Source organism: Komagataeibacter saccharivorans (genome assembly GCF_004348195.1).
Taxonomy (GTDB): Bacteria; Pseudomonadota; Alphaproteobacteria; order Acetobacterales; family Acetobacteraceae; genus Komagataeibacter; species Komagataeibacter saccharivorans.
In genome coordinates, this window is the sequence record NZ_CP036404.1 from 744130 (window position 1) to 768673 (window position 24544).

Here is a 24544-nt window from a genome sequence, read left to right on the forward strand (position 1 = left end):
GAAAGGCTAGACCGGTTACTCCGGCGCCTGCCTGCGCGCGGCGAGCGGGCAATGATCTGGCTGCTTCAGCCCGGCAGGGCATGGCTGCGTGGGATTCTTGGCTGCCTGCTGATTCTGGGGGGCGTGCTGAGCTTTCTGCCCATACTCGGGTTGTGGATGCTGCCGCTGGGCATCATCCTGCTGGCCGAAGACGTGCCGGCACTCCGCAGGCTCAGCGCCCGTATGCTGGAATGGATAGAGCAGCGTCATCCCAACTGGCTTGCCCCGCCACGTGACGGTTCATGCCAGCCGGACCGGAACTGACCGGCTTATCAGACCATAATTGGTAAAGTGGGTCGGGGCAGGAACAGTTTCAGTTCCCGCCGCGTGTCTTTGCCTTCTTGCGGCCGACAACGGACAGCCGGGTAGTGACCAGACCATAGCCCATCTGCTGCACGATGGTATCCAGCAGGGCATCGAGTTCGGCATTCTCGAACTCGATCACCTTACCGCTGTCGGCATCGATCAGATGATAGTGATCCCCATGGTCGCCATCGGCCACTTCATAGCGGGCACGACCGCCGCCGAAATCGCGCCGTTGAAGAATTCCATTTTCTTCAAACAGGCGGACGGTACGGTACACGGTGGCAATGGAAATACGGGAGTCCACGGCCACCGCACGGCGGTACAATTCTTCCACATCCGGGTGATCATCGCTGTCTGACAGGACAAAGGCGATCGTCCGACGCTGGCCTGTAAGTTTCAGGCCACGCTGACGGCACAGATCCGCAAGGGGAGAATCGGGGGAAGTCTGCTCTTTCATTGCTCTGTAACGTAATCCAAACAGACCATGGGGGTCCAGTAGGGATAAGCAGTTCGGGCTATCGATTTTAATTGCAATTGATAATCTTTCGCATTATACAATCATCACCGACACAACAGGGAGCGGGCTCTGCTACGGCCCGAGCGGATGATGACCGACACGACAGTTTTCATGAATGATCTTTCGTGCAGCGAACGCCTGCTGGTCTGGTGCGTGCGCCGCCTGAACGGCAACCCCCATGACCGTTCCACCGTACCGGGGCTGGCGCTACCATTTTTCCGGGCGGATTTCGCCGCTGTGGCAAATGCATTCCATATGGCGCTGGCCCGGCTGCGCGCCTTTCAGGCCCAGCCGGTGGATGTGGCGATATGCAGCGCCACGCGGCTGACCCGCACGGAAAATCACTTTCTGGCCGCCGCCGCCGCCGCACAGGAAGGACGCGAGGCGGAGGTGCGTCGCGCGCTAAGGCCCGTTTTCCTTCATCATCATGTGCTTTCGCCCTTTGCCGCCGCCATTACCCAGCTTGGCGCGTGCATGGCGGGTGCAGGCTACTGGCTGCCACGCCGGGGGCAGGGCACCACGACATCGGGCAGGGTACCTGTCACGCGCCTGCGCTGGAACCACGGGCGGGGAACGGACGGTGCAAATGCAGCCCCCGCCGCGCACGCAGCCAACGGGGCCCACCAGCCTGTAGGGGCTGGCAGCCTTGGCACCCTGCGCTGGCATGATGCCGACATGGCAAGCGCCCATGTCATGTGGCCCCGTAGCGCGGCCCTCGCCCAGACAGGGGGCGTATGAAAAACGCCCTGAAGCGCGGGCCATATCGACTGGCCTGCGCATCAGGGCGTCAGGGGCGGCAAACAGTCACCGCCATGGTCTGCCCGCGAACGGGCAGGGGATCAGGTCAGTCCTGATCGGGAGCGGCGGCGGAGTTCAGCTTGATGTAGCGTTCAATGCCGATCTGCTTGATCAGGTCGAACTGACGGTCAAGGAAGTCTTCATGCTCTTCCTCATTCACCAGGATCTTGAGCAGCAGATCACGCGAGACATAATCGCGCACGCTTTCACAATAGGCGATGCCTTCACGCAGGTCGCCAATCGCCTTTTCTTCCAGCTTCAGGTCGCATTTGAGGATTTCCTCAACGTCCTGACCAACAAGGATCTGGTTGTAACGCTGCACGTTGGGCAGGCCACCCAGATAAAGGATGCGCTCGATCAGCCAGTCGGCATGACGCATTTCCTCGATCGATTCCTCGTATTCCTTCTTGCCCAGCAGGGTCACGCCCCAGTGGCGCAGCGTGCGGGCATGCAGGTAATACTGGTTGATGGCCGTCAGTTCATTGGTAAGCTGTGTATTAAGGTGTTCGATAACCTTGGGGTCTTTAATCATGGATCGTGCTCCCATCCTGCCTGTCTGCCGCCCAGGTTACTCCTGTTGCAACCTGCGGTGCGTTAAAAAAAGCGTTGCATAACCGTCGCCTGCGCGCAACCCTGACGTAATCGTGGCCGACGGGCCGCACGCAGTCCGTGGCAGGAAACGACCGCATGAACCATACCACCTACCGCACGCTGGATGCAGTCGGCATCCGCGATCTGATCGCGGGTCTGCCGGACATTGCCGCGCGCCTTGGCGGCACGGTGAAACACTGGCAGGTGCTCGAGGTAAGCGACGGCAACCTGAACAACGTATTTATCGTTACCGGCCATACGGGGGAAGTCTGCCTTAAACAGTCATTACCCCATGTCCGTGTCGATCCAGCATGGAAAATGCCACTCGACCGCACGTTTTTCGAGGCCGAATGGCTACGCGCCGTTCAGCCTCTGGCCGGTGCGCTAACGACCGAATTCCTGCATTTTGACCCGGTACTCTATGTCCTGATTGTCGAAAGCCTGTCTGGCCATACCGTCCTGCGCTCCGCCCTGATGCAGGGCGTGGACTGGCCGGGCGTGGCCCCGCGCATCGCAACATTCGTGGCCCACACCACATTCGGCACATCGCTGCTTGCCCGCCCGTTTGAGGACGTATTCACGGCACGGGGCATTTTCTGCGCCAATCAGGCCCTGACGCGCATCACGCTCGATCTGGTGCTTGACCATCCCTACCGTGACCATCCGCGCAACCACTGGGAAGAACCGGAACTGACCCCGATCGTGCTGGATATCCGATCCAGTGCGGCGACCCTGATGGCGGTCGAGAACCTGCGCCGCCGGTTCCTGTCGCAGCCACAGGCCCTGCTGCATGGCGACCTGCATACCGGTTCGATCATGAGCACGCCGGACGATACGCGCGTGATTGATGGCGAATTTGCCCTGTATGGCCCTATCGGATTTGATTGCGGCATGTTCATCGGCAATCTTGTCCTGCATTATTTCGCCACCCCGGACCACGCCGCGCGACAGGCGACATTGCGGGACATAGCGGCCTTCTGGGCCTGCTTTCAGGAACAGTTCCTGATATTATGGAACATGAATGAAGCAGCGCCTGCTGGCACACTCCGTCCGCTTGCCTACGGACCGGCGGCGCGTGTGGCGCAGCAGGCGTTCATTGATGAAATCCTGATTGATACAATCGGCTTTGCCGCGGTCGAGATCATCCGCCGCCTTATCGGCTATGCACATACTGCGGATTTTGACGCCATAGCTGATCCACAGCAGCGTGGCGCGTGCCGTGCGGGGGCATTGGCCTTTGCCTATCATGTACTCGAACATCACGCGGAGGTGGTGACGATAGGCGACTTCCTGTTCAGTCTGGGCGAACGGGAAAAGACAGGGCTGTAAACACACCCTGACCCTGTAACAGTTATTCCGCCTGCTTCTTCCCCGTCATATCAGGCATGAGGGCCGCAAGCCGGTCCATGGAGTGGTGCAGGTCCCGCACGATCTCCTCCACCGGTCGGTGCGGGGCAGGGCGATGGAAATAGCGCGGAAACGAAATCGCGCACCCGACCTGCGCCCGTGTCATATCCAGTCGGGCTTCGGCATCATGGGGCCGGATCATGCTGGCGAACCACGCATGCGGGTCCTGCGCCATATCGGTTAGAAATACCGTACGGGTTGGTGCGTCATCATACACCGGACGTTCGACCACGAGGCTGCGGTAGAGAAAATCCCGCCCTGCCACAATGCGCGAAAATCCCATCCGACGGGATGCTGATGGCCAGTCGATCCCATCACCTCCGTCAAAAGGGGTATCCGGGTCGTGACAGGGGACTCTTTCCTGCGGCGCATCGGCTGCCAGCATGTCCCAGTGCTCCGCTGCGCCATCTTCCCCCTCATGCAGGACCACATCCATCTCCGCGCCTGCCATGCAGGCTTCCATGATGGCGCTGAGGTGCCCCGGCGTCATTTCTCGACGTTTTTCACCACTGCTGCGCATCGCCCTGCGCCATAGGAAGGAGGCATCAATCAGTCGCACTTTACCCTGCCGGGCGGCGGGCTTGTGGTTATCAAGTATCCACACATATGTAGCGATGCCGGTATTGACGAACATGCCCATGGGCAGGGCAATGATGGCATCGATCAGATCGTGTTCCACCAGATAACGCCGAATGGCGGATTCCCCGCTTTCCGCGCCGCCACCAGATAGTGCGCCCGCATGGGTCACAACCCCCACACGGCTGCCGCCATGGCGGGGGCTGCGCATCTTTGCCAGCAGATGCTGCATGAACAGCATCGACCCATCCGACAAACGGGGCAATCCGGCAGGGAAACGCCCGGCTGAACCACGGGCATGTTCCGCCTGTATCGCGGAGCGGATGTTGCGCCAGTCCAGCCCGAACGGTGGATTGGCCAGCATGCGGGCGAAATGCCGCTTCCCGTGTCCGTCTTCCGTCAGCGTATTGCCCTGCGTAATCTGCGCAGGCGACTGCCCCCGCAGCAACAGATCGGCCCGACACAGCGCACAGTACTGCTGGCCCAGTTCCTGACCGAACAGGCGTATTTCCGTCCCCCGCGTCTGCAACCGGTCCGCCGCACGCCCCAGCAACGCGCCCGTTCCGGCGGCAGGGTCATACAGATCATGTCGCGTGGGGACCGTATCGGTAGCAAAAACGAGATCCACCATAAGGTCCGTGACCTCCGGCGGGGTGTAATGCACGCCCGTGCCCCGACTGGTGGTGAAATGATGGACCAGTTCCTCAAACAGGCGCGCCATGCCTTCGGTGCCATAACGCGCAGGCGCCAGATCAAGGGCCGCGAAATGCGCTGCGACCGCGTCCAGCAGTTCCGCCTGCGCCAGACGGTGGGCAAGCGCACGCACATCAAGCTGCGTCATGATGAACTGAACGGAACGGGGCAGCCGCGCCAGCAAGGTCTCGAACGTCGCAAGTCCGTCCACCGCCTGCGCTACACCCGCCAGTCCGGCAGCGGAGCGAGTGCGGGCCTGCTCCATACGACGCAGCACCGTAAAGGCCAGAATGACCGGCCCATACTCATCCGGCTGCAACGCGCCACGTAACAGATCAGCGATACGCCAGATGGCGCCAGCCGTAAGTAGCGGGCGATGCATATCTGTCTCAGCCAGCCTGGCCTGCACGCTCTTCCGCCGCCGCCGTGCGCCACAACGACAGGGCAACCGCGATGACGGCAGGCCCAATGAACAGACCCAGCAGACCGAAGACATGCAGCCCGCCAAGAATGGCCGTCAGCACCGCAAGGAACGGAATGCTGGTGCTGCCGCTGATCAGCTTGGGCCGGACGAAATGATCCCCCGCGCCATAGGCAATCGTGCCGATGACGCCCACAATGATCGCCTGCGTCACCCCGTTCGTGGCAAAAGTCATGAGCGTAGTCGCGCACAGTAGGATCGGCCCGCAGAACGGGATGATACTGACAACGGCAGTCAGCAGCGTAAGCAGGGCAGGGTGCGGGGTTCCGGCAATGAAATACCCGATCCCCACCAGCACGCCCTGACCCAGCCCGACCAGAACCAGTCCAGCTACAGTACCACGCACGGCGCCCACCGTATTGCGGATGACATCGCGCGCCCGTCCACCCAGAAAACGGCGGCCAACGGCACGGATATCAGCGATCAGCGTATGGGACGCAGCCAGATAGAAATAGACGGACAGGGTGGCGATGACGAATGTTTCGGTCATTTCCATCACACGATGCGGAAGCTGCCGTCCGTCGCTCGACGCAAACATGCGCGAGGCCACGCTGGTCCAGTGTCGCAGTTCATCGGGATCGGACAGGTAATGCTGCCACAGCGCTGACAGTCGGGGGCCGAAACGCGGTATTTCCGCCACCTGCGGCGAGACGGGAATGCCATCATGCAGTGCGTCGCGTCCCCATGCCATGAGGGAGGGTATTTCCATCCCCGCCCGTACAGCCATGGCGATCATCGGCACGGCCAGCAGCGCAAAAATGCCACCAGCAATCAGACCTGCGGCCAGACCATTGCCCATGCCGCGTTCGATCAGCCTGCGGTATAACGGGTAGGTTGTGATCGTCAGGATGCCACCCCATACGAATGCAAACAGGAATGACTGTTCAATCCACGCGGAAAACGACAGGACTGCACATACAAATATAAAGGTCCCGATATACTGGGTCCGGCTCCGGTTATCTTCCATATGGCTGTTCTGTCCTGTTTCTGTTGATGCACTGTCGGAATAAATATAAACTACACACGGCAAAACGGCATGAAGACCTGTATAGTCCTGTGCCCTGCGCCCCTCATGGCAGAAGAAGGTAAAGAGGGTGTATAGACCGCGTGTGCGGGGCTATGGCGGGATTACCCTCCCTGTTCGCACGCGATATGAACGCCGCCTGCACCATCGCGTCTGCATGAATGTTCAGCAGGTCAGTTGCCCGTTGACCGCCGCAACCCGTAACGCCGCACGATATTCCTCCAGATGGGCAGCAACACGCTCGCGTGCCCTGACCTGACTGGCGTGCCGATCCTGCTTCCTCCATACCATTTGTGCAATTTCTCGCTGTGTGGGCAGGGGCGGCAGGCATAATTCCAGCGATGCGAGGGTAGCTGTATCGAGTTCCGCAAATACGCTGCCCCCTGCACGCCGCCGCAACTCGGACCCGGCGGTGTGAAGAAACAGGGCCGCATAACATGGGTCCACATCTTCCGTCCGACGCACCAGCGCCTTGCAGCCCTGACTGACCGAAAGCGGTCCCCGTCCAATACCTACCCGCCCCACCGGCGCACGGGTGGACACAACCAGCGCACCCGCCGGAACCACAGCCGCACGGCAGGATTCAAGCCCGATGGCGGACAGGCTGCGCGCACCGCCGGTAATCCATGCGGGCGGCCCATCCGGCAGGTCCGCAGGGGTGATCCATGTCACATCGCCCCCCCAGTTCTCTGGCCGGGTGGTCGCGGGTGTGCCGCCGCCTGTTATGTCAAACATGGCGGCAAGGGGACGTATGACATGACCAGGCGGCACGGAGGGAGGCCATGCGCCGCCATCATAACCAATGGCATGCTGGATTTCCGCCCTGATCCATTCCCCCGCAAGCGCAGCCTGCCGGGCCAGTTCAGCCATCTGGTCGTCGATCCGTTGCATCGCATGATCCAGCATCGCTGCAATCGCCTTCTGCCGAGACAGCGGAGGACAGGGCAAGGGGAGGGAGTTCATCCGCGCCCGCACCAGCTTGCGGCGCGTCGTACCGTCCACATGGGCGGCGTAGTATACCGTATTGAGCGCATGGGCCAGAAAGCGTCCGTCTATCCCCGCCCTGGGGCGCAGGACATGGACGTGATTGCCTGCCCATAGCGGTCCCTCATGAAAAAATGCGACATCCCGGCTAGGGTCGAGAAAGGGCGCACCGTCTTCACCCAGCAGTACAAGCGCCCCGTCAAACAGGGCCTGATCCACATATCCGGTTATCCCACTCGCACCGTGATAGGGCACCGCCCCGGACCGCTGCGCGCGCTGGGCCCGATTAAGGGGCACCCGCCGGGTATCAAGACAGTCCACAAGCGCGCCAAGGGGGGCCACAGGCCAGCATGATGTCATAGCGTACCTTTGTAAGCGCCATATCCATCCGCCGTCGAGGTCAGGACAGCGACATTACATCCGACCGGGCATGCTGGCCCTGTGCCACGAAGTAGTATACACCGCACGACGCACCTGCGCAGCACTGGCATAAGGCGCATTGCCATGGCTCCATGCCGGGCCATGGCTGACTACAGGGTTTCATGACGCGTCCAATCAAACCGTTCCGGACTGAATTCCGGTCCATTCTCGCCATTGCGGGCCCGATGGGTCTTTCGCAGTTCGCCCAGATGCTGATGGGCCTGACCGATGATGTGCTGCTGGGCAGCCTTGGGGCCAGCGCGCTGGCGATCGGCGGCCTTGCCACGGGCACATTCTTCACGCTGACCGCCATCCTGGCCGCCGTGATCGAAGCAGGCGGCATATTGCTGGCACAGGCGCGCGGACGTCAGGATCATGCCGTCCTTGGCACCATTATCACATCCATGCTGCTGGTGGCCGTGGTCCTGTGTGTGCCTGAACTGTTCTGTCTGGCCCATGTCGATACCCTGCTGGCATGGATGAACGAACCGCAGGCCATCCGCGCGCCAGTGGCCGATTTCGTCCGTATCCTGATGTGGGCGGTGCCGCCCGCGCTGCTGGGACAGGGCATCCTGACAACGGCGCTGCCCGTCATGGGGGCACAGGGCATCCTCATGCGGGTGACGCCGTGCATTACCGTCATCAACGGCCTGTTCAATGCGACCCTCATCCACGGCTGGTTCGGCCTGCCCGCGCTGGGGTTGCATGGGTCCGCCATCGCCACGGTCATCACGCTGTGGTGCATGCCGGTCATCATGCTGGCCTTCATGATGCGCAGGCCCGAACTGCGCGTGGCCCTGCGTCCGCGCATGCATGAATGGGGATATACGCTCGCGCTGCTTCGCACGGGCCTGCCAATGCTTGCAGCCGCCATGGCGGAGGTCACGCTGTTCCAGGCCAACAGCCTTGAAGCCGCCCGGCTTGGCAACAGTGCACTGGCGGCCTTCCAGATCATGCTGGGGATCGGGATGCAGTTCTTCGTGCTTTATCTGGCGCTGGGACAGGCATGCAATATCCGTATCGGTTACTGGACGGGGCGGGGTGACCCCACCATGGTCCGCCGTACGGCATGGGCCGGGATGATACTGGGCATCGTGACGGCCAGCCTGGCGACTGTCGCCTTGGCAGCAGGACGATACCCCATCATCGGCTGCTATCTGGACATGACGCAGCCGGGCAATGCGGAGGCAGTGCAGATGGCCCTGACGCTATTGCTGGTTGGTGCAGCCTTCCAGATCCCCGATGCAGTGCAAGTCGTCGCAACCGGCATCCTGCGCGGGCAGGGCGATACTGCCATTCCGATGGTACTGGCCATTATCGGCTACTGGGGCATCGGCTTTCCCAGCGGCGTATCGCTTGCCTTCCACCATGGCATGGGCCCCGCCGGATTGTGGTGCGGGATCGGGATCGGGCTGGTCAGCGTGTTCACGCTGCACGGCACGCGCATCCTGTGGCGCATGCGAAAGCAGACCCATCGCGCGCGCACATAACAATCGGCGCGTGGCTACAGCCGGTGGTGCATTTCCTCACGGATGCTGTTGCACTTGCGGGTAAAGACCCCGGCCTGTGACGCGGTCATGAAATTGATCAGAAAGGCGCCAAGCAGGGAACAGAAGGACAGGATGATCAGCACCCGCCCCATAAGCGAGATGATCCCGCCGTAATGTTCAGCCGAGTACCACAGCAGCCCGAGGCTTAATACCGCACCAAATACCCCCAGCACCCCGGTAGAGCGGATAAGGGATTCCTCTTCCCGGATGAAAGCGGATGATTCCTGCCATAACAGGAACAGTTTGCGATCCATTTCCTGCACTGCGGCAGTATAGGCTTCCGCATCGTCCGGGTGCTGGTGATCGCTCCCGCTACGGTGCAGTTCGAGTTCCTGCCTTGCCTTGGCAAAGACGCGCCTGCGTTCCTTGATGGCGGGCAGGCTGATATCGACAAAGCTGAGAATGGCTACATTCAGCCCGGCAGAAAGCTGGATTACCGCCTGAAAATCACCCCAGATCACAGGCTGCCCCCGTGAAGGACCATATAACCGCGCACTCGAGAACCCTGATCAATAATCCGTTTTCAGCCTGCACGGATGGCACGCCAGTCATGGCGCACCCGGAAAGGCGTCACGCCACCGGCACGATTAGCATGAAGGGCCGGGAATATCCACGCTTCCAACCGGCGGCAGTCACCCGTTCTGCGCAATCCATACAGCGCGAAGAGACATGCAATGCCACCCCAGCGGAGCAACTGGCCGCTCCCTTATCCAGTCCGGCGATGCGATGACCGGGTCCGGAACAATCATACGATAGTCCGCCCATCCGCAACCTGCGGGTTTGATGCGGACATAAAAAGGGGACATGCCGATGATGGCATGCCCCCCGATATCCAGAACAGGAAAACCTGTCCCTTACACCTGCTTGTAAAGCAGGCGGGCCCGCAGCGTGCCCTTGAGCGCACGCAGACGGTCAAGGATGCGATTATCCTTTTCCACGTCACGGCCGGTATCGGCCTCGACCACGACGTAGCCCAGTTCACCCGCAGTCTGCAGGTACTGCGCCGTCACGTTGCAGGCTTCCGAGGAGAAGATTTCGTTAATCTGCAGCATGATGCCGGGCACGTTCTGGTGCACATGCATGAATCGGGTGCCGTGCGGGTTTTCGGGCAACTGCACGGTAGGAAAATTCACGGCCCCCAGCGTTGAGCCGATGTCGGAATAATCAACCAGCTTGCGCGCCACTTCCACGCCGATGCGCTCCTGCGCTTCCGCCGTGGAGCCACCGATATGCGGTGTCAGGATCACGTTATCCAGACCACGCAGCGGGGTCTGGAATTCCTCACCCGCCGCCTTCGGCTCCTTGGGGAACACATCGATCGCAGCACCCAGCAGATGGCCGTCCTTCAGCGCCGCCGCCAGCGCATCAAGATCCACCACGTTGCCACGCGCGTTGTTGATGAGGAAGGAGCCCTTCTTCATCGCCCGGATCTGCGCTTCACCGATCATGCCCGCCGTCTCCGGCGTCTGGGGCACATGCAGGCTGACCACGTCGCTCTGCCCCAGCAGGGTTTCGAGCGTATCGACCGGCGTTGCGTTACCATGCACCAGTTTGTCGATCACGTCGTAATAGAACACGCGCATACCGAAGGCTTCGGCCAGAACGGAAAGCTGTGACCCGATGGAGCCATAGCCCACGATACCCAGCGTCTTGCCGCGCACTTCCCAGCTATTGGTAGCGGATTTTTTCCAGATACCGGCGTTGCATTCCTCGGATTTCGGGAAGATGCGGCGCATCAGCATCACGATCTCGCCCATCACCAGTTCAGCGACCGAACGCGTGTTGCTGTAAGGTGCGTTGAACACCGGAATGCCCCCTTCACGCGCGGCATTCAGATCCACCTGATTGGTCCCGATGCAGAAGCAGCCGATGGCGATCAGGCGATCCGCCTTCTCGATCACTTCGCGCGTAAGCTGGGTGCGCGAACGGATACCGACGATATGAACGCCTTCCAGCGCCTTGTGCAGGGCTTCGCCTTCCAGCGCCGTTTTCAGGCGGGTGACGTTTTCGTACCCGTTTTCCTTCAGCAGGTTGACGGCACTGTCATGCACGCCTTCAAGCAGCAGGATACGGATCTTGTCCTTGGGAAGGGAAAGGTGGCCGTTGGAATGGCTGGTCATGTCGTACGCTCCCGCTCAGTACGGTCAAAGTGGGTCGTCCCTATCCGATTGCCTGCGGCATCGCTAGAGAAAATGTGAATACAAAGCACTACAGTGCGCCTGCGGAACTTCCCAGTAGGGCTGTAATCCGGGGCACAAGGGCTGCATTGCCAACCGCCAGCACGGTCCCGTCGCCGTTCGCGTGCAGTGGCCTGCCGGACCAGTCGGTCATGCTGCCGCCAGCCCCCTCCACCACGGGCACGAGCGCCGCCCAGTCCCATATTTTCATGGTACATTCGGCAATAATATCGATCTGCCCCAGCGCCAGAAGGCCATACGCATAGCAGTCGCCCCCCCAGCTTGTGCGCTTGACCGCCCCGGCCAGCGCATGAAAGCCGGGCAGATGAGGCGGGTCGAGAATTTCCGGCGCGGTGCATGACAGTTCTGCATGCGCCACATCCGGGCAACCGCGCGTGCCAGCCCTGCCGGGCAGGGTGGAGATGTACCGTGTCGCTTCCCCGCGCAGCCCGATCCAGCGTTCACCCGTAACCGGCTGGTCGATCAGGCCAAGGACCGGCACGCCATCATGTAACAGCGCGATCAGGGTGCCAAAGGTCGGGCGGCCCGTCAGAAAGGCGCGCGTGCCATCCACGGGGTCGATGACCCAGCGATAGGGACTCTCCCCCCCTTCAAGGCCGAATTCCTCCCCCATCACGCCAAAGCCGGGCAGGCGCTCGGACAGTACGGCCCGAATCGCACGTTCCGCCGTACGATCGGCAATGGTTACGGGGCTGCTGTCACCCTTGTCGTCGGCCGTCACGCCACGGCGGAAGAAGGGCAGCACGACGGTCCGCGCCACATCCGCCGCGGCAATGGCCGCCTCCATCACCGCATCCCGGGGAAAACCGGCGGGCAGGGCGGACATCAGGGCGCATCCTCATGCAGGGAACGCAAGTAGGCGATCACATCCGCCCGGTCGGTTTCGGACGGGATTCCGGGGAAAGACATCTTGGTGCCCGACGCATATTCGGAAGGCGATCTGAGCCATGCGGACAGGGTGGTGTTGGTCCACGTCTCGTCCTTGTGCGCCTTCAGGGCATCGGAGAATTCGTAGCCCGGAATGTCGCCAACATGCGTACCGACCACCCCGAACAGGTCCGGCCCGATAATGGCGGGGCCATGGGGGGCGGTGCTGTGGCACATCGTGCACTGATGTTCGGCAATGGTACGGCCTTTTTCCACACTGGCCCTGGCCACCAGATCGTCAATGGACGCGCCTGCGGCCTGGGCTGGCTGGGGTATCGCCACACCGGATTTTGCCGGTAGCGGCTCGGGCACTGCCGTATGGGCAACGCCCCAGCTTGCCCCCACCGCAACGGCGGCGATGAGGCAGGCTGCCCCGATCTGGTTAAGGCCTAGACTATCCATGGTATCCGATGTCCTTCCCATACGGTTGCATGAAAACCGCTCCTTACCTAGACTGCCGCGCGCCCCGTGTGAAGCATGCGGGGCTGCGGTCGGCCCCTGCCACCGCCACAGATTACGGATGGCCCAGACCCAGATCCCATGAAGCCTATTGTTCTGATCCCGGCCCGGATGGCCTCGACCCGGCTGCCGGGAAAACCGCTTGCCGACATCGCGGGACGGCCCATGATCGTGCATGTGCTCGATCGCGCCCGCGCGGCTGATGTCGGCCCCGTGGCCGTCGCCACGGCCGAACGTGACATTGCCGATGTCGTGGAACGTGCTGGCGGCACCGCCATTCTGACCGATCCGGGGCTGCCTTCGGGTTCCGACCGGATCTGGCAGGCATTGCAGAAGCTGGACCCTGCGGGGCGGTACGACACCATCATCAACCTGCAGGGCGACCTGCCGGGCGTGGAGCCTGCATGCCTGCGTGCCGTGCTGCGCCCGCTGGATGACCCTTCGACCGATATCGCAACCCTCGTGGCTCCCGTGCAGGATCGGGCCGAGGCGATAGCGGAATCCGTGGTCAAGGTGGCATGTGCGTTCCCGGACGAGGCGACAAAGGCGCGCGCGCTTTATTTCTCCCGCATGCCCATCCCATGGGGCCATGGTCCACTGTGGCATCATGTGGGGATCTATGCCTATCGCCGCGCGGCACTGGCCCGCTTTGTCAGCCTGCCCGAAAGTGCGCTGGAAAAACGCGAAAAGCTGGAACAGCTACGCGCGCTGGAAGCCGGGATGACCATTGGCTGCGCCCGGATCGAAACCGCCCCGTTCGGGGTCGACACCCCTGCGGACCTTGAACGCGCCCGCGTGCTGTCGGGAGCAGGGGCATGAGCGCAAAAAACATCATAGCGTTTCAGGGGCGGCCCGGCGCGTATTCAGATCTTGCCTGCCGTCAGGCACGACCCGGCTGGACCACGCTACCATGCCAGACCTTCGCACAGGCCATAGCCGCCGTGCATGACGGGAAGGCCGAACTGGCCATGCTCGCATGTGAAAACAGCCTGGCGGGCCGCGTGCCCGATATCCATGCCCTGCTGCCACAGGCGGGGCTGTTTATCGTGGGGGAACATTTCCAGCGCGTGGAACACTGCCTGCTTGGCATACCGGGCAGCACGCTGGCTGATGCCCGGCGGGTGCATACCCACCCCGTCGCCATGGCGCAGGTGCGCGGTATCATTGCCGAACTGGCGCTGGACCCGGTGGTGGAATTCGACACGGCAGGTGCTGCCGAAATGGTGCGGGAATGGAATCGCAAGGAAGATGTGGCCGTGGCGTCCGCGCTGGCCGCAGAACTCAATGGACTTGAGATCCTGCGCCGCAATGTGGAAGACGCATCCCATAACACCACGCGCTTTTACATCGCATCACGCAAACCTGCCGTCCTGCCCCCACCCGGAGAGGATTTCCTGACCACGCTGCTGTTCCGCGTGTCCAATCAGCCCGGTGCGCTGTACAAGGCGCTGGGCGGTTTTGCCACGACGGGCGTGAACATGACCCGGCTGGAAAGCTACATGCTGGAGGGATCGTTCTCCGCCACGCAGTTCCTTCTGGACGTGGAAGGTCACCCCGAATCCCCACCGCTGGCGCAGGCACTGCGCGAACTTTCATTCTTTTCGGAACAGCAGGAAATACTCGGCGTCTATCCGGCATCTCCCTTCCGGCGCGGCGGCTGAAGGAAAGGGCATGCAGGCGGGTTTTGCCCCGCGCGCCGCATTGTCTATATAGTAGGGGCACACGCTCCGGGCCAGCGGGGCAGGCCACAGAGAATACGATGCGCCGGGTCCACCGGCACATGCACAGCAGGACACAGTATCCAGGTGGAAACAACCATGTTCAAGGGTTCCATTACCGCCCTTCTGACCCCCATGAACGAGGACGGATCGCTGGATCTGCCCTCCATGGGCCGCTTCATCGACTGGCAGATCCAGCAGGGCGCATCCGCGCTGGTTCCGGTCGGCACCACGGGCGAAAGTCCCACGCTGACGCATGAGGAACATGCGAAGGTCGTAGCCTTCACCATAAAAACCGCAGGCGGGCGCGTACCCGTCATCGCCGGGGCCGGTTCCAACAGCACGGCGGAAGCCGTCGCCATGGCGAAACAGGCCGAACAGGCGGGCGCATCGGGCGTGCTGGTCGTCACGCCCTATTACAACAAGCCTACGCAGGAAGGCGTGTACCGCCACTTCATGGCCGTGGCGGATGCAATCGGTATCCCGGTCATCCTGTATAATATTCCCGGCCGGTCGGTCATCGACATTTCGGTCGAGACAATGGCCCGCCTCGCCAAGCACCCCAACATCATCGGGGTAAAGGATTCCACCGCCAACCTGCTGCGCCCGCTGCTGGTACGCCGTGCGGTCAGCAAGCCGTTCAACCAGATTTCAGGCGAGGACGGGACAGCCGTATCCTTCCTGGCCGCCGGTGGCGATGGCTGCATCAGTGTTACCGCCAACGTCGCGCCCGCATTATGCGCTCAGGTTCAGCAGAGCTGGACGGACGGCAATGTGATGGAGGCCATGGAACTGCAGGACCGTCTGCTGCCGCTGCATGATGCCCTGTTCTGTGAAAGCAACCCCGTTCCGGTCAAGTTTGCCGCCAGCGTGCTGGGGCTTATGGGTGAAACGTGCCGCCTGCCGCTTGCCCCGTTAAGCGATGCCGGTCGTGAGAAGGTCAAGGCCGCACTTTCGGCGGCCGGACTGCTGGACTGAACCCATGGCAGCCAGGAACAAGGGCAGCGGCATGATTTCCACGGGGATCGCCGCGCAGAACCGCAAGGGCCGCTTCAACTACACCATCGTGGAAACGGTGGAAGCGGGTCTGGTGCTGAAAGGCCCGGAAGTCAAAAGCCTGCGCATGGGTCGCGCCACCATTAACGAAGCCTATGCCGGTGAACGGAATGGCGAACTGTGGCTGATCAACAGCTATATTCCTGAGTATCAGGGTGGCGTGCTGTCACGTTTCGAGCCACGCGCCCCCCGAAAGCTGCTGCTGCACAAAAAGCAGGTGGACAAGCTGCTGGGAGAGGTCGCGCGCGACGGCGTAACCCTTGTTCCGCTGGATATTCACTTCAACAGCCGTGGGCTTGCCAAGCTGACGCTGGGTGTGGGTGAAGGCCGCAAGAAGGCGGACAAACGCCACGCCATTGCCGAACGCGACTGGCAACGCGACAAGGCCCGCCTGCTGCGTAATCGCGGACGCGAGGACTGAAGGATAAACGGGATGCAGGGACGGATCGCCATTCGTTCCCGAGACATCCCTTATCTGAACGCAGAAGTCCGGCTTTCTACCGTAGAGTCTGAAGCTGAATGGCAGAATACAGCCACGATCAGGACGTTACGCCAGCAATCTCCCTGAGAGGTCTGGTGTAAAGCCTGCTTCAGCGTAGCCTGAACAGCTTAACCCTACCTGCGCCCTTAAAAAATCACGTAATGGAATGTCAGGGGCAACTTACCCGTCAATTGCGGGTAACACGGTGCCAGAATCCGTTTGAAATTTATGGCTGAAAATATGCCTCGTGGCAGGAAATGCCATCCTGCCCCGTAGTATTTCCGCCGTGACAGGTCCGTACAATAAAAAACAGGGCTGCCCCATCGGAACGGCCCTGTTTTCTATTCAATCACCTGTCCCGCCCCGCCTTTGATGGCAGGGCAGGGGAAGCAGGATCAATCAGTCAACCGACAGCGCAGCCGCTTCGGGGCCTTTCTGGCCTTCGACAACCTGCACGTTCGCCGTCTGGCCTTCCGTCAGGCTGGACAGGCCCGAACGTTCCAGCGCGGAAGCATGGACGAAAATGTCCTTGCCGCCGTTTTCCGGGGTGATGAAGCCGAAGCCCTTCGTGGCGTTGTACCACTTGACCGTGCCGCGCATGTCCTGCGCATGCGACAGGTCGGGAGCCGGACGACCGGAACGCGAGAAGCCGCCACGCGGACCGGCTGCCGACGCACCGAAGCCACCGCCACGGGGGCGTTCCGGCTGCGCGGTGCTTTCGTCCACCGAAAGGACGGCTGCCACCTGGCGACCCTTGGGGCCCTGGCCAATCTGGACCACCAGCGTTGTGCCCGGCGCAACCGTGGCATGCCCGGTCGGGTTCAGGGCGTTGGCGTGCAGGAACACGTCACCCGATCCGTCGGACAGCTCCACGAAGCCGAAGCCCTTTTCGCTGTTGAACCACTTTACAGTGGCGCTGATCTCCGGGCCGGATGCGACGATCTGGGGACCACCACCTCCGCCACCGAAGGAGCGACGCGGCGGCGGGGCGCTGCTGCTGCGATCACCAAATGAAGGCGACGACATGAAATCATCGTCAAATCCGCCGCGGCGCGGGGAGCGGGAGCTGCGGTCGGTCCTGTTACTTCTCAACGGTCGTAATCCCGAGGTCTAGGTGGCGGAAATCCCCCTTGGGGGACACCACCGAATGAAAGCACGTTTGCAGAATAGAGACTGGTCTGCTGCCGTTCACCGTGGTTTAGGCGGTCTGGCTCAGGAAAACATCCTCTGTCCTGCGGTGACCCTAGCATAAATCGCATCGGCATCAACAACACCAAAGCATATTCCCGCCCCGGGTTGCACAGGAATTTTCACTTGTGAACTCTTTTGTGAGGGAAGAGCGGTAAAATTACGGATGCAGAAAGAGGCAAAGGGAATCCCGCAATGATCCTTGCATTTCGTCAGTATACGCACATTATTGGGCCCGGTTGTCATTCCCACACCTTCCGCGCTTACAAGAAAGCGAACAATGTCTGATACATCGCCCCGCCGACCCGGTCGTGGTCGACCACCCAAGACTGCCCGTGCCCCGGAAGGCACGCGTGCAATGCTGGTGCGCGCCGGGGTCGTGCTGCTGACGGAAAAAGGGTTCTCGGCCACCTGCGTGGATGACGTGCTGAATGCCACCGGTATCTCAAAGGGTTCATTTTACTACTGTTTCAGCAGCAAGGAAGATTTTGGCCGCGCACTGATCGAAAGCTACGCCACCTATTTCAATGAAAAACTTGACCGCTGGCTGACAGATCAGGCTGTAGCACCGCTCCAGCGCCTTCTCAATTTCATGCGCGAGGCAAAGACGGGCATGCAGCGTCACGCCTTCCGGCGTGGATGCCTGATCGGCAATCTCGGTCAGGAGATCGACATCCTGCCCGATTCGTTCAATGTGATGCTGCGCACGATTCTGCATGGATGGGAACACCGCGTGACGGACTGCCTGCTGGCCACCTGCTACCCGGTGCCCACCGCCGCGCAGGAAACACTATGCGGCCGTCTTTCACGTTATTTCTGGATTGGGTGGGAAGGGGCCGTGCTGCGCGCGCGTATGGAACATGGGCCGGAATCCCTCGACCTGTTCGCGACCTTCTATCTGGCTCAGGCGGCAGCCGAACTGGGCGTGCCCTCACCATTATCGATCAACACGCCGACTACCCTGCGCGGATCGCACGCACTGCCTGTCCGCGCGAAAACAGGTCAAGCAGCAGGCTGACCGCAGGCATCCGGGCGCGCATTGCGGGCGGCGCCCGGTCGGACGGGGTATCCACAAGACGCCGGGCGTCCTGCGCGGCAAGACGCAGCAGCATATCGACATGCAGCGGGCTGGCCAGACGCAGGTCAGGCAGACCGGATTGCCGCCGTCCGGTCAGGTCACCACCGCCACGCAGGCGGAAATCCTCGTCAGCAATAAGGAAACCGTCATCCGTTTCGCGCAACAACGCCAGCCTGCGCCGCGCGGTCTGGCCCAGCGCATTGTCATGCAGCAGCAGACAGTACGATTCGGCATGTCCACGCCCCACGCGCCCGCGCAACTGATGGAGCTGGGCCAGCCCGAAACGCTCGGCATGTTCGATGATCATGACCGTCGCGTCGGGGATATCCACCCCTACCTCAATCACTGTGGTCGCCACCAGAATGCGCGTCCGGCCCGCAGCGAAATCGGCAATGGCCTGTTCCCGCACCGTAATATCCTGCTGGCCATGCGCCAGACCGACCTTATCCGCGCCAAAATGCGCGGCCAGCGCCGTATGCCGTGCCTCAGCGGCGGCAATGTCGCTGGTCTCACTTTCACTGACCAGGGGACAGACCCAGAAAATACGCGCCCCCCGCGCCATGGCCCGCTCCATGCCCACCAGCAGATCTCCCATGGCGGACAGCGTGTGCAGTGATGTGCGGACCGGCTTGCGCCCCGCGGGCTTCACATCCAGTCGGCTGACCATCATGTCACCCCATTGGGTCAGCAGGAGGCTGCGGGGGATGGGGGTCGCGGTCATGACCAGCACATCGGTCTGGGGGCCTTTTTCCCCCAGCATGGCACGCTGCTCCACGCCAAAACGGTGCTGTTCATCAATCACCGCCAGCGCGAGGTCAGCAAATACCACACTGTCCTGAAATAGGGCGTGCGTGCCGATCACCAGCCGTGCCGTGCCATCGGCTATCCTTGCCAGTGCCTCACGCCGGGCCTTGCCCTTCACGCTCCCGCTCAGGAACGCGACGGGCACGGGGGAGAGGCGGGTAAAGGTTGCCAGATGCTGACGCGCCAGAATTTCAGTGGGCGCCATGAGAGCCGCCTGATGGCCCGCTTCCACCGCGCCCAGCATGGCCATGAGCGCCACCAGCGTCTTGCCCGCGCCGACATCACCCTGCAACAGGCGCGTCATCTGCCGGGGCTGCGCAAGATCCGCATCGATTTCCGCCAGTGCACGAATCTGCGCGACCGTAGGTTCATGACCGAAACGCGACAGGGCAACGCCACGCAGGCTGCCATCGGCCACGATGGCCCGCCCCGGTCGCAGGCGGTTCTGTCTGCGGGCCTGCGCCATGGAAACCTGCTGGGCCAGCAGGTCATCACAGGCAAGACGGGCGCGGGCGCGTTCGGCTGCGGCCACCAGCGCATCGCCCTCCAGCAGGTCAGGAAAGTCACAGGGCCGGTGCAGCGTGCGCAGGGCCTGCTCGAATCCCGGCCATTGGCGCTGCTTCATCACGCTGGCGTCCTGCCATTCGGGCAGGTCAGGAAAAATATCGAATGCGGCCCTGATCGCGTTGCGCACCTGCCGGGGGAACAGTCCCGCCGTCAGCGGCCAGACCGGGTCAAGCAGCGGTATCTCACCCATCCGTTCGGCAGGGACCAGATAATCCGGATGCGTCATGTTCAGCCGGTCACCAAAACGCTCCAGCGTGCCCGACACGCATATGTCCTGTCCGGCCTCCAGACCACGGGCCTGATAGGGGGAGAAAAACACCAGTTCGGCATCCGCGGTGCCGTCACTCACCACCACCCGCCACGGCCGCTTGCCCCGTCCCCCGCCAGACGGCGGCGGCACCACGCGCGCAATCGTGACATGCAATGTGCAGATACGCCCTATCTCCGCCTGACGCAGGTTGGGGCGGTAGCGCCTGTCCACGACTGACTCAGGCAGATGGAACAGCAGGTCGATCACCCGTCCGCCACCCGCCGCCCGCGCCAGCAGCTTTGCCGTGGCGGGCCTGACGCCACCCAGCGTTTCCACGCCAGCCAGCAGCGGGGCAAGAAGGGAAGGGGCGGACTGGGTGGTGGTATCAGGCACGCGGTGGTTCATCCTGCGGGGCGGAACATGTCATACGGGCTGACAGATGCCCGCGTGACGGCTATAGGACACCTGCGTTACGGAACAAAACACAACCATTTACGGGGTGGAACGCAATGGAAGCCAGAACGCCTGATCTCTCGCGTCTCGATACACGACGCCGGAAGATATATTATCGTGCCACACATCGCGGTACCCATGAAACCGACGTGCTGATTGGCGGGTTCGTCGCCCCCCGGCTCGAAGCCATGACGGATGCGCAGCTTGACGCGCTGGAAGCCGTAATGGACCTGCCCGACGCCGACCTTGCCGACTGGCTGAGCGGTCGCCGCCCGGTACCGGCGGAAGTGAACACCCCCATGATGCGTGAAATCATGGCCGATGCCACCGATCCCGAACGTCTGGCCGCGATCCGGGGCGGAAAATGAACCAGACGGCAGGATTCTCGCTGGCACCCGGCGCGCCGGTGCCCGTGTGGGGCGTACCCGACGGGTATGATGCCTTCCTGCTGGCCCGTCGGCTGAATGAGCATGACGGGCCTGTGCTGCATGTCTGCCGTGACGATGCTGGCATGGCCCGGATCGCGGACCTGCTGGCCTTTGTCGCGCCCAAGGCGGAAATCCTGCGTTTTCCGGGCTGGGACTGCCTGCCGTATGACCGTGTCTCCCCCAATCCCGCCATCATTGCGGAGCGGGTGGCGACACTCACCCGCCTGCTGGAAAAGGCGACCGCCCCACGCATCGTCCTGACCACGGTGGGTGGACTGGTCCAGCGCGTTGCCCCCCGCGCAGCCTTCGCGGGGCAGTCCATCACCATCAGGACGGGCGAGAGCCTTGATGCGCCGTTCCTCATGGAACTGCTTATAGCCCATGGCTACAACCGCACCGATACGGTGATGGAGCAGGGCGAGTTCGCCACACGTGGCGGCATTTTTGATATTTTCCCGGCTGGCGAAGCCGAACCGGTCCGTCTGGACCTGTTTGGTGACGAGGTGGAGAATATCCGCCGGTTCGATCCCGGCACCCAGCGCTCGACCGCAAAGATCGACAGCCTGACCATGCGGCCCGTGGCGGATTTCAGCCTCGATCCCGCCTCCATTTCGCGCTTCCGCACCGGGTGGCGCGACCTGTTCGGTCCGGCTGCCGCGTCCGACCCGCTATACCAGCATATTTCCGAAGGACGGCGGCATGCGGGCATGGAGCACTGGCTGCCGCTGTTCCATGAACAGATGGAAACGGTCGTGGATTACATGCCCGACGTTTCCATCTCGCTGGCCAATCAGGCGGAAGAGGTGCTTGCCGCGCGCCTTGAAATGATCGCCGATCATTACGACGCCCGCAGGCAGCCCACGCGGGAAGGGGAAGTGCCCTACCGCCCGTTGCCGCCACACCTCATGTATCTCGACCGCAAGGGATGGGACGCCATGATCACCGGCCGGAAGGCCGTCGTGTTCATGCCCTTCGCCCAGCCCGATGGCGCGCCCGGCATGGATGCGGGCGGCAGGCCCGGCCAGATGTTCGCCAAGACCGTAACGGACGGGCGCGAAAACGTCTTCCCCATGCTGCATGCACGGGTGGAGGAATGGGCGCAGACCGGTCGCCGCGCCTATGTCACGGCCTGGAGCCGTGGGTCGTGTGAACGCATTGGCGTGCTCCTGCGCGAATACCGCCTGCCGGTGCAGACTTTCGCAACGTGGGCCGACGCACAGAAACTGCGCCCCGGTACGGTGGGACTGCTTACGCTGGGGCTGGAACGCGGGTTCGTGGCCGATAATGTGGCTTTCGTATCCGAACAGGACCTGCTGGGAGAGCGGATTTCCCGCCCCCCACGCCGCCGAAAGAAAGCTGACCAGTTCATATCCGAGGCATCGGAGATTGCCGAAGGCGACCTGATCGTCCATCAGGATTACGGCATTGGCCGCTATGACGGGCTTGAGACGATCGGCGTCGGCACGGCACCGCATGACTGCCTGCGCCTGATCTATGACGGCAATGAAAAACTGTTCCTGCCTGTCGAAAATATCGAGCTTCTCAGCCGTTTTGGCTCGGATCAGGCCCATGTGGCGCTGGACAAACTGGGTGGCGTGTCGTGGCAGTCGCGCAAGGCCAAGATGAAGCAGCGCATCCGCGACATGGCGGGCGAACTGATCCGCACCGCCGCCGCCCGTGCACTGCGTGAGGCCCCGGCACTTACCCCCGAAGACGGGATGTGGGATGAATTCTGCGCCCGTTTCCCCTTTGTCGAGACCGAAGACCAGTCCCGCGCCATAGCCGACGTGCTGGATGATATGGCATCGGGCAAGCCGATGGACCGGCTGGTATGCGGTGATGTGGGTTTCGGCAAGACCGAGGTCGCCCTGCGCGCGGCCTTTGTCGCCGCCATGTCGGGCGCGCAGGTGGCGGTTGTGGTACCGACCACATTGCTGGCCCGCCAGCATTACCGCACGTTCTCTGCCCGCTTTGCCGGGCTGCCAGTCAAGGTCGCCCAGCTTTCGCGCATGGTCACGGCCAAGGAAGCGACCGCCGTGCGCAAGGGGCTGACCGATGGCACGGTCAATATCGTGATCGGCACGCATGCCCTGCTGGCCAAGACGGTCAAATTCGCTGATCTCGGCCTGCTGATCGTGGATGAAGAACAGCATTTTGGCGTCGCGCATAAGGAAAAACTCAAGGCTTTGCGCGAAGACGTGCATGTCCTGACCCTGTCGGCCACGCCGCTGCCACGCACCCTGCAGCTTGCCCTGACGGGCGTGCGGGAAATGAGCCTGATCGCCACCCCACCAACCGACCGGCTGGCGGTGCGTACCTTCATCATGCCCTTCGACAGCGTGGTGATCCGCGAGGCGATCCAGCGCGAGCGCTTCCGTGGGGGGCAGGTCTTCTGCGTCGTGCCGCGTATCGAGGATCTGGACCGCATGGCGGCGCGCCTGGCCGAAATCGTGCCTGATGCGCGTCTGGTGCAGGCCCATGGCCGCCTGACGCCCACCGAACTGGAACGGGTCATGACCGAGTTCAGTGACGGCAAATACGACATCCTGCTATCCACCAATATCGTGGAAAGCGGGCTGGACATGCCTGCGGTCAACACGCTTATCATCCATCGTGCCGATATGTTCGGCCTTGGGCAGCTTTACCAGCTTCGGGGCCGCGTGGGACGTGGCAAGCAGCGTGGCTATGCCTATCTGACATGGCCACAGACGCATGTGCTGTCCGCTGCGGCGCAGAAACGGCTGGAGGTGATGCAGACACTCGATACGCTGGGCGCAGGCTTTACGCTGGCTTCCCACGATCTGGACCTGCGCGGTGCGGGCAACCTGCTGGGCGACGAGCAGTCGGGACATATCCGCGAAGTGGGCATCGAACTCTACCAGCAGATGCTTGAAGACGCAGTAGCCGACCTGCGTACCGAAAAGGGACGCCGCAAGTTGCAGGACCGCGACTGGACACCCAACATCATCCTTGGCCTGCCGGTGCTTATCCCGGACACCTATGTCACCGACCTGCCGGTAAGGCTCGGGCTTTATCGCCGCATTGCCGCACTGGCCAATGATGCCGAGGTCGAGGCGATGGAAGCGGAACTGGTGGATCGCTTCGGCACGCTGCCTGATGAGGTCCGCAACCTGCTGGATGTCGTGACGCTCAAGCGCATGTGCCGCGAGGCCGGGGTGGAGCGCGTCGAAGCCGGACCAAAGGGCATGGTCGTGCAGTTCCGTGGCAATACCTTTATCAACCCGGCGGGGCTGGTAACGTGGATTGCAAAGCAGAAAGAAGCCAATGTCCGCCTGCGGCCCGACCACAAGCTGGCCATCATACGCGAAATGACCAATGCCCAGCGGATTACGCAGGCCCGCAAGGTATTGGGGGCATTGGTCACGCTGGCGCGGGAAGATGCAAACGTCACGGCATAGGCATCTGTATAACCACATGACCGGGGCCAGTATGCCCCGGTCATGTGGTCAGGGCAGGGGACGGTGATTGCCCGACAGGGTCATCAGGTGCAGGGCATCATCCGACCATAACGGCCCCTCCGCGCTTACGGA

Annotated in this window: 22 protein-coding genes; 11 read left to right on the plus strand and 11 right to left on the minus strand. The window is 62.2% G+C overall.

The window, feature by feature from the left end:
* Positions 1-51 precede the first annotated feature (51 nt).
* Positions 52-303 carry a hypothetical protein gene (locus KSAC_RS03195; protein ID WP_243705290.1) on the plus strand — a complete coding sequence of 84 codons (252 nt, stop codon included), beginning with the start codon at positions 52-54 and terminating at the stop codon, positions 301-303.
* A 49-nt stretch (positions 304-352) separates the two neighbouring features.
* Here the strand turns inward: KSAC_RS03195 and KSAC_RS03200 are convergent, their stop codons facing one another.
* A complete protein-coding gene (locus KSAC_RS03200; protein ID WP_102323617.1) occupies positions 353-802 on the minus strand; it encodes a Fur family transcriptional regulator in 450 nt (149 codons plus the stop codon).
* Between the two features lie 171 nt (positions 803-973).
* Here KSAC_RS03200 and KSAC_RS03205 point away from each other — a divergent pair, with 171 nt between their 5' ends.
* Positions 974-1600 carry a hypothetical protein gene (locus tag KSAC_RS03205; protein WP_243705291.1) on the plus strand — a complete coding sequence of 209 codons (627 nt, stop codon included), beginning with the start codon at positions 974-976 and terminating at the stop codon, positions 1598-1600.
* A 106-nt stretch (positions 1601-1706) separates the two neighbouring features.
* On the opposite strand, the gene bfr is transcribed toward KSAC_RS03205, so the two are convergent.
* Positions 1707-2192, minus strand: a complete 486-nt coding sequence (gene bfr / locus KSAC_RS03210) for a bacterioferritin (protein ID WP_102323615.1) — start codon at positions 2190-2192, stop codon at positions 1707-1709.
* A gap of 155 nt (positions 2193-2347) precedes the next feature.
* On the opposite strand from bfr, the gene mtnK reads away from it, so the two are divergent.
* Complete coding sequence (gene mtnK / locus KSAC_RS03215; RefSeq protein ID WP_132304195.1) at positions 2348-3580, plus strand: S-methyl-5-thioribose kinase; 1233 nt, start codon at positions 2348-2350, stop codon at positions 3578-3580.
* A gap of 22 nt (positions 3581-3602) precedes the next feature.
* Here the strand turns inward: mtnK and KSAC_RS03220 are convergent, their stop codons facing one another.
* From KSAC_RS03220 to KSAC_RS03230, 3 genes are all read right to left on the minus strand, one after another.
* Positions 3603-5309 carry a class I SAM-dependent DNA methyltransferase gene (locus KSAC_RS03220; protein WP_207918758.1) on the minus strand — a complete coding sequence of 569 codons (1707 nt, stop codon included), beginning with the start codon at positions 5307-5309 and terminating at the stop codon, positions 3603-3605.
* Positions 5310-5316: 7 nt separating this feature from the next.
* A complete protein-coding gene (locus tag KSAC_RS03225; RefSeq protein ID WP_132304197.1) occupies positions 5317-6375 on the minus strand; it encodes an AI-2E family transporter in 1059 nt (352 codons plus the stop codon).
* Between the two features lie 222 nt (positions 6376-6597).
* Positions 6598-7776 carry a restriction endonuclease subunit S gene (locus KSAC_RS03230; RefSeq protein WP_132304199.1) on the minus strand — a complete coding sequence of 393 codons (1179 nt, stop codon included), beginning with the start codon at positions 7774-7776 and terminating at the stop codon, positions 6598-6600.
* Positions 7777-7958: 182 nt separating this feature from the next.
* Between KSAC_RS03230 and KSAC_RS03235 the strand changes: the two genes are divergently transcribed.
* Positions 7959-9326 (plus strand): MATE family efflux transporter, encoded by a 1368-nt coding sequence (locus KSAC_RS03235; protein WP_132304201.1) that lies wholly within the window; start codon positions 7959-7961, stop codon positions 9324-9326.
* 14 nt (positions 9327-9340) lie between these two features.
* Here KSAC_RS03235 and KSAC_RS03240 read toward each other — a convergent pair whose 3' ends face one another.
* The 4 genes from KSAC_RS03240 to KSAC_RS03255 all read right to left on the minus strand — a co-directional run bounded on the left by KSAC_RS03240 (position 9341) and on the right by KSAC_RS03255 (position 12913).
* Positions 9341-9847 (minus strand): hypothetical protein, encoded by a 507-nt coding sequence (locus KSAC_RS03240; RefSeq protein WP_102323610.1) that lies wholly within the window; start codon positions 9845-9847, stop codon positions 9341-9343.
* A 393-nt stretch (positions 9848-10240) separates the two neighbouring features.
* On the minus strand, positions 10241-11506 hold the full coding sequence (serA, locus tag KSAC_RS03245) for a phosphoglycerate dehydrogenase (protein WP_102323609.1): 1266 nt from the start codon (positions 11504-11506) through the stop codon (positions 10241-10243).
* An 88-nt stretch (positions 11507-11594) separates the two neighbouring features.
* On the minus strand, positions 11595-12410 hold the full coding sequence (locus tag KSAC_RS03250; RefSeq protein WP_102323608.1) for an inositol monophosphatase family protein: 816 nt from the start codon (positions 12408-12410) through the stop codon (positions 11595-11597).
* Positions 12410-12913, minus strand: a complete 504-nt coding sequence (locus KSAC_RS03255; protein ID WP_102324199.1) for a c-type cytochrome — start codon at positions 12911-12913, stop codon at positions 12410-12412. The genes KSAC_RS03250 and KSAC_RS03255 overlap by 1 nt, the downstream gene beginning before the upstream one ends.
* Before the next feature lie 138 nt (positions 12914-13051).
* Between KSAC_RS03255 and KSAC_RS03260 the strand changes: the two genes are divergently transcribed.
* The 4 genes from KSAC_RS03260 (at position 13052) to smpB (ending at position 16165) form a co-directional block, all read left to right on the plus strand.
* A complete protein-coding gene (locus tag KSAC_RS03260; RefSeq protein ID WP_132304203.1) occupies positions 13052-13789 on the plus strand; it encodes a 3-deoxy-manno-octulosonate cytidylyltransferase in 738 nt (245 codons plus the stop codon).
* Positions 13786-14631, plus strand: a complete 846-nt coding sequence (locus tag KSAC_RS03265; RefSeq protein ID WP_110547643.1) for a prephenate dehydratase — start codon at positions 13786-13788, stop codon at positions 14629-14631. The genes KSAC_RS03260 and KSAC_RS03265 overlap by 4 nt, the downstream gene beginning before the upstream one ends.
* A gap of 156 nt (positions 14632-14787) precedes the next feature.
* Positions 14788-15666 carry a 4-hydroxy-tetrahydrodipicolinate synthase gene (gene dapA, locus KSAC_RS03270; protein ID WP_132306082.1) on the plus strand — a complete coding sequence of 293 codons (879 nt, stop codon included), beginning with the start codon at positions 14788-14790 and terminating at the stop codon, positions 15664-15666.
* 4 nt (positions 15667-15670) lie between these two features.
* On the plus strand, positions 15671-16165 hold the full coding sequence (smpB, locus tag KSAC_RS03275) for an SsrA-binding protein SmpB (protein ID WP_102323604.1): 495 nt from the start codon (positions 15671-15673) through the stop codon (positions 16163-16165).
* Between the two features lie 459 nt (positions 16166-16624).
* Here smpB and KSAC_RS17705 read toward each other — a convergent pair whose 3' ends face one another.
* Positions 16625-17317 (minus strand): cold-shock protein, encoded by a 693-nt coding sequence (locus tag KSAC_RS17705; RefSeq protein WP_102323603.1) that lies wholly within the window; start codon positions 17315-17317, stop codon positions 16625-16627.
* Positions 17318-17693: 376 nt separating this feature from the next.
* Here KSAC_RS17705 and acuR point away from each other — a divergent pair, with 376 nt between their 5' ends.
* Positions 17694-18431, plus strand: coding sequence for an acrylate utilization transcriptional regulator AcuR (gene acuR / locus KSAC_RS03285; RefSeq protein ID WP_243705292.1), 738 nt, complete (start codon positions 17694-17696; stop codon positions 18429-18431).
* Here acuR and recG read toward each other — a convergent pair.
* On the minus strand, positions 18370-20517 hold the full coding sequence (recG, locus tag KSAC_RS03290; protein ID WP_132304205.1) for an ATP-dependent DNA helicase RecG: 2148 nt from the start codon (positions 20515-20517) through the stop codon (positions 18370-18372). The genes acuR and recG overlap by 62 nt on opposite strands.
* Before the next feature lie 104 nt (positions 20518-20621).
* Here recG and KSAC_RS03295 point away from each other — a divergent pair, with 104 nt between their 5' ends.
* Together KSAC_RS03295 and mfd are read left to right on the plus strand one after the other, a co-directional pair.
* Positions 20622-20933, plus strand: coding sequence for a succinate dehydrogenase assembly factor 2 (locus KSAC_RS03295; RefSeq protein WP_102323600.1), 312 nt, complete (start codon positions 20622-20624; stop codon positions 20931-20933).
* Positions 20930-24412, plus strand: a complete 3483-nt coding sequence (mfd, locus tag KSAC_RS03300) for a transcription-repair coupling factor (RefSeq protein WP_132304207.1) — start codon at positions 20930-20932, stop codon at positions 24410-24412. Before KSAC_RS03295 ends, mfd begins: the two co-directional genes overlap by 4 nt.
* Positions 24413-24544 lie beyond the last annotated feature (132 nt).

Coding starts and splice junctions, on each gene's coding strand:
- KSAC_RS03295 (WP_102323600.1), top strand. CDS start 20,622: ATGGAAGCCAGAACGCCTGATCTCTCGCGTCTCGATACACGACGCCGG.
- KSAC_RS03235 (WP_132304201.1), top strand. CDS start 7,959: ATGACGCGTCCAATCAAACCGTTCCGGACTGAATTCCGGTCCATTCTC.
- KSAC_RS03195 (WP_243705290.1), top strand. CDS start 52: ATGATCTGGCTGCTTCAGCCCGGCAGGGCATGGCTGCGTGGGATTCTT.
- KSAC_RS03230 (WP_132304199.1), bottom strand. CDS start 7,776: ATGACATCATGCTGGCCTGTGGCCCCCCTTGGCGCGCTTGTGGACTGT.
- bfr (WP_102323615.1), bottom strand. CDS start 2,192: ATGATTAAAGACCCCAAGGTTATCGAACACCTTAATACACAGCTTACC.
- dapA (WP_132306082.1), top strand. CDS start 14,788: ATGTTCAAGGGTTCCATTACCGCCCTTCTGACCCCCATGAACGAGGAC.
- KSAC_RS03250 (WP_102323608.1), bottom strand. CDS start 12,410: ATGTCCGCCCTGCCCGCCGGTTTTCCCCGGGATGCGGTGATGGAGGCG.
- KSAC_RS03220 (WP_207918758.1), bottom strand. CDS start 5,309: ATGCATCGCCCGCTACTTACGGCTGGCGCCATCTGGCGTATCGCTGAT.
- KSAC_RS03205 (WP_243705291.1), top strand. CDS start 974: ATGAATGATCTTTCGTGCAGCGAACGCCTGCTGGTCTGGTGCGTGCGC.
- KSAC_RS03225 (WP_132304197.1), bottom strand. CDS start 6,375: ATGGAAGATAACCGGAGCCGGACCCAGTATATCGGGACCTTTATATTT.
- mtnK (WP_132304195.1), top strand. CDS start 2,348: ATGAACCATACCACCTACCGCACGCTGGATGCAGTCGGCATCCGCGAT.
- mfd (WP_132304207.1), top strand. CDS start 20,930: ATGAACCAGACGGCAGGATTCTCGCTGGCACCCGGCGCGCCGGTGCCC.
- recG (WP_132304205.1), bottom strand. CDS start 20,517: ATGAACCACCGCGTGCCTGATACCACCACCCAGTCCGCCCCTTCCCTT.
- KSAC_RS03265 (WP_110547643.1), top strand. CDS start 13,786: ATGAGCGCAAAAAACATCATAGCGTTTCAGGGGCGGCCCGGCGCGTAT.
- KSAC_RS03255 (WP_102324199.1), bottom strand. CDS start 12,913: ATGGATAGTCTAGGCCTTAACCAGATCGGGGCAGCCTGCCTCATCGCC.
- smpB (WP_102323604.1), top strand. CDS start 15,671: ATGGCAGCCAGGAACAAGGGCAGCGGCATGATTTCCACGGGGATCGCC.
- KSAC_RS03200 (WP_102323617.1), bottom strand. CDS start 802: ATGAAAGAGCAGACTTCCCCCGATTCTCCCCTTGCGGATCTGTGCCGT.
- serA (WP_102323609.1), bottom strand. CDS start 11,506: ATGACCAGCCATTCCAACGGCCACCTTTCCCTTCCCAAGGACAAGATC.
- KSAC_RS03260 (WP_132304203.1), top strand. CDS start 13,052: ATGAAGCCTATTGTTCTGATCCCGGCCCGGATGGCCTCGACCCGGCTG.
- acuR (WP_243705292.1), top strand. CDS start 17,694: ATGTCTGATACATCGCCCCGCCGACCCGGTCGTGGTCGACCACCCAAG.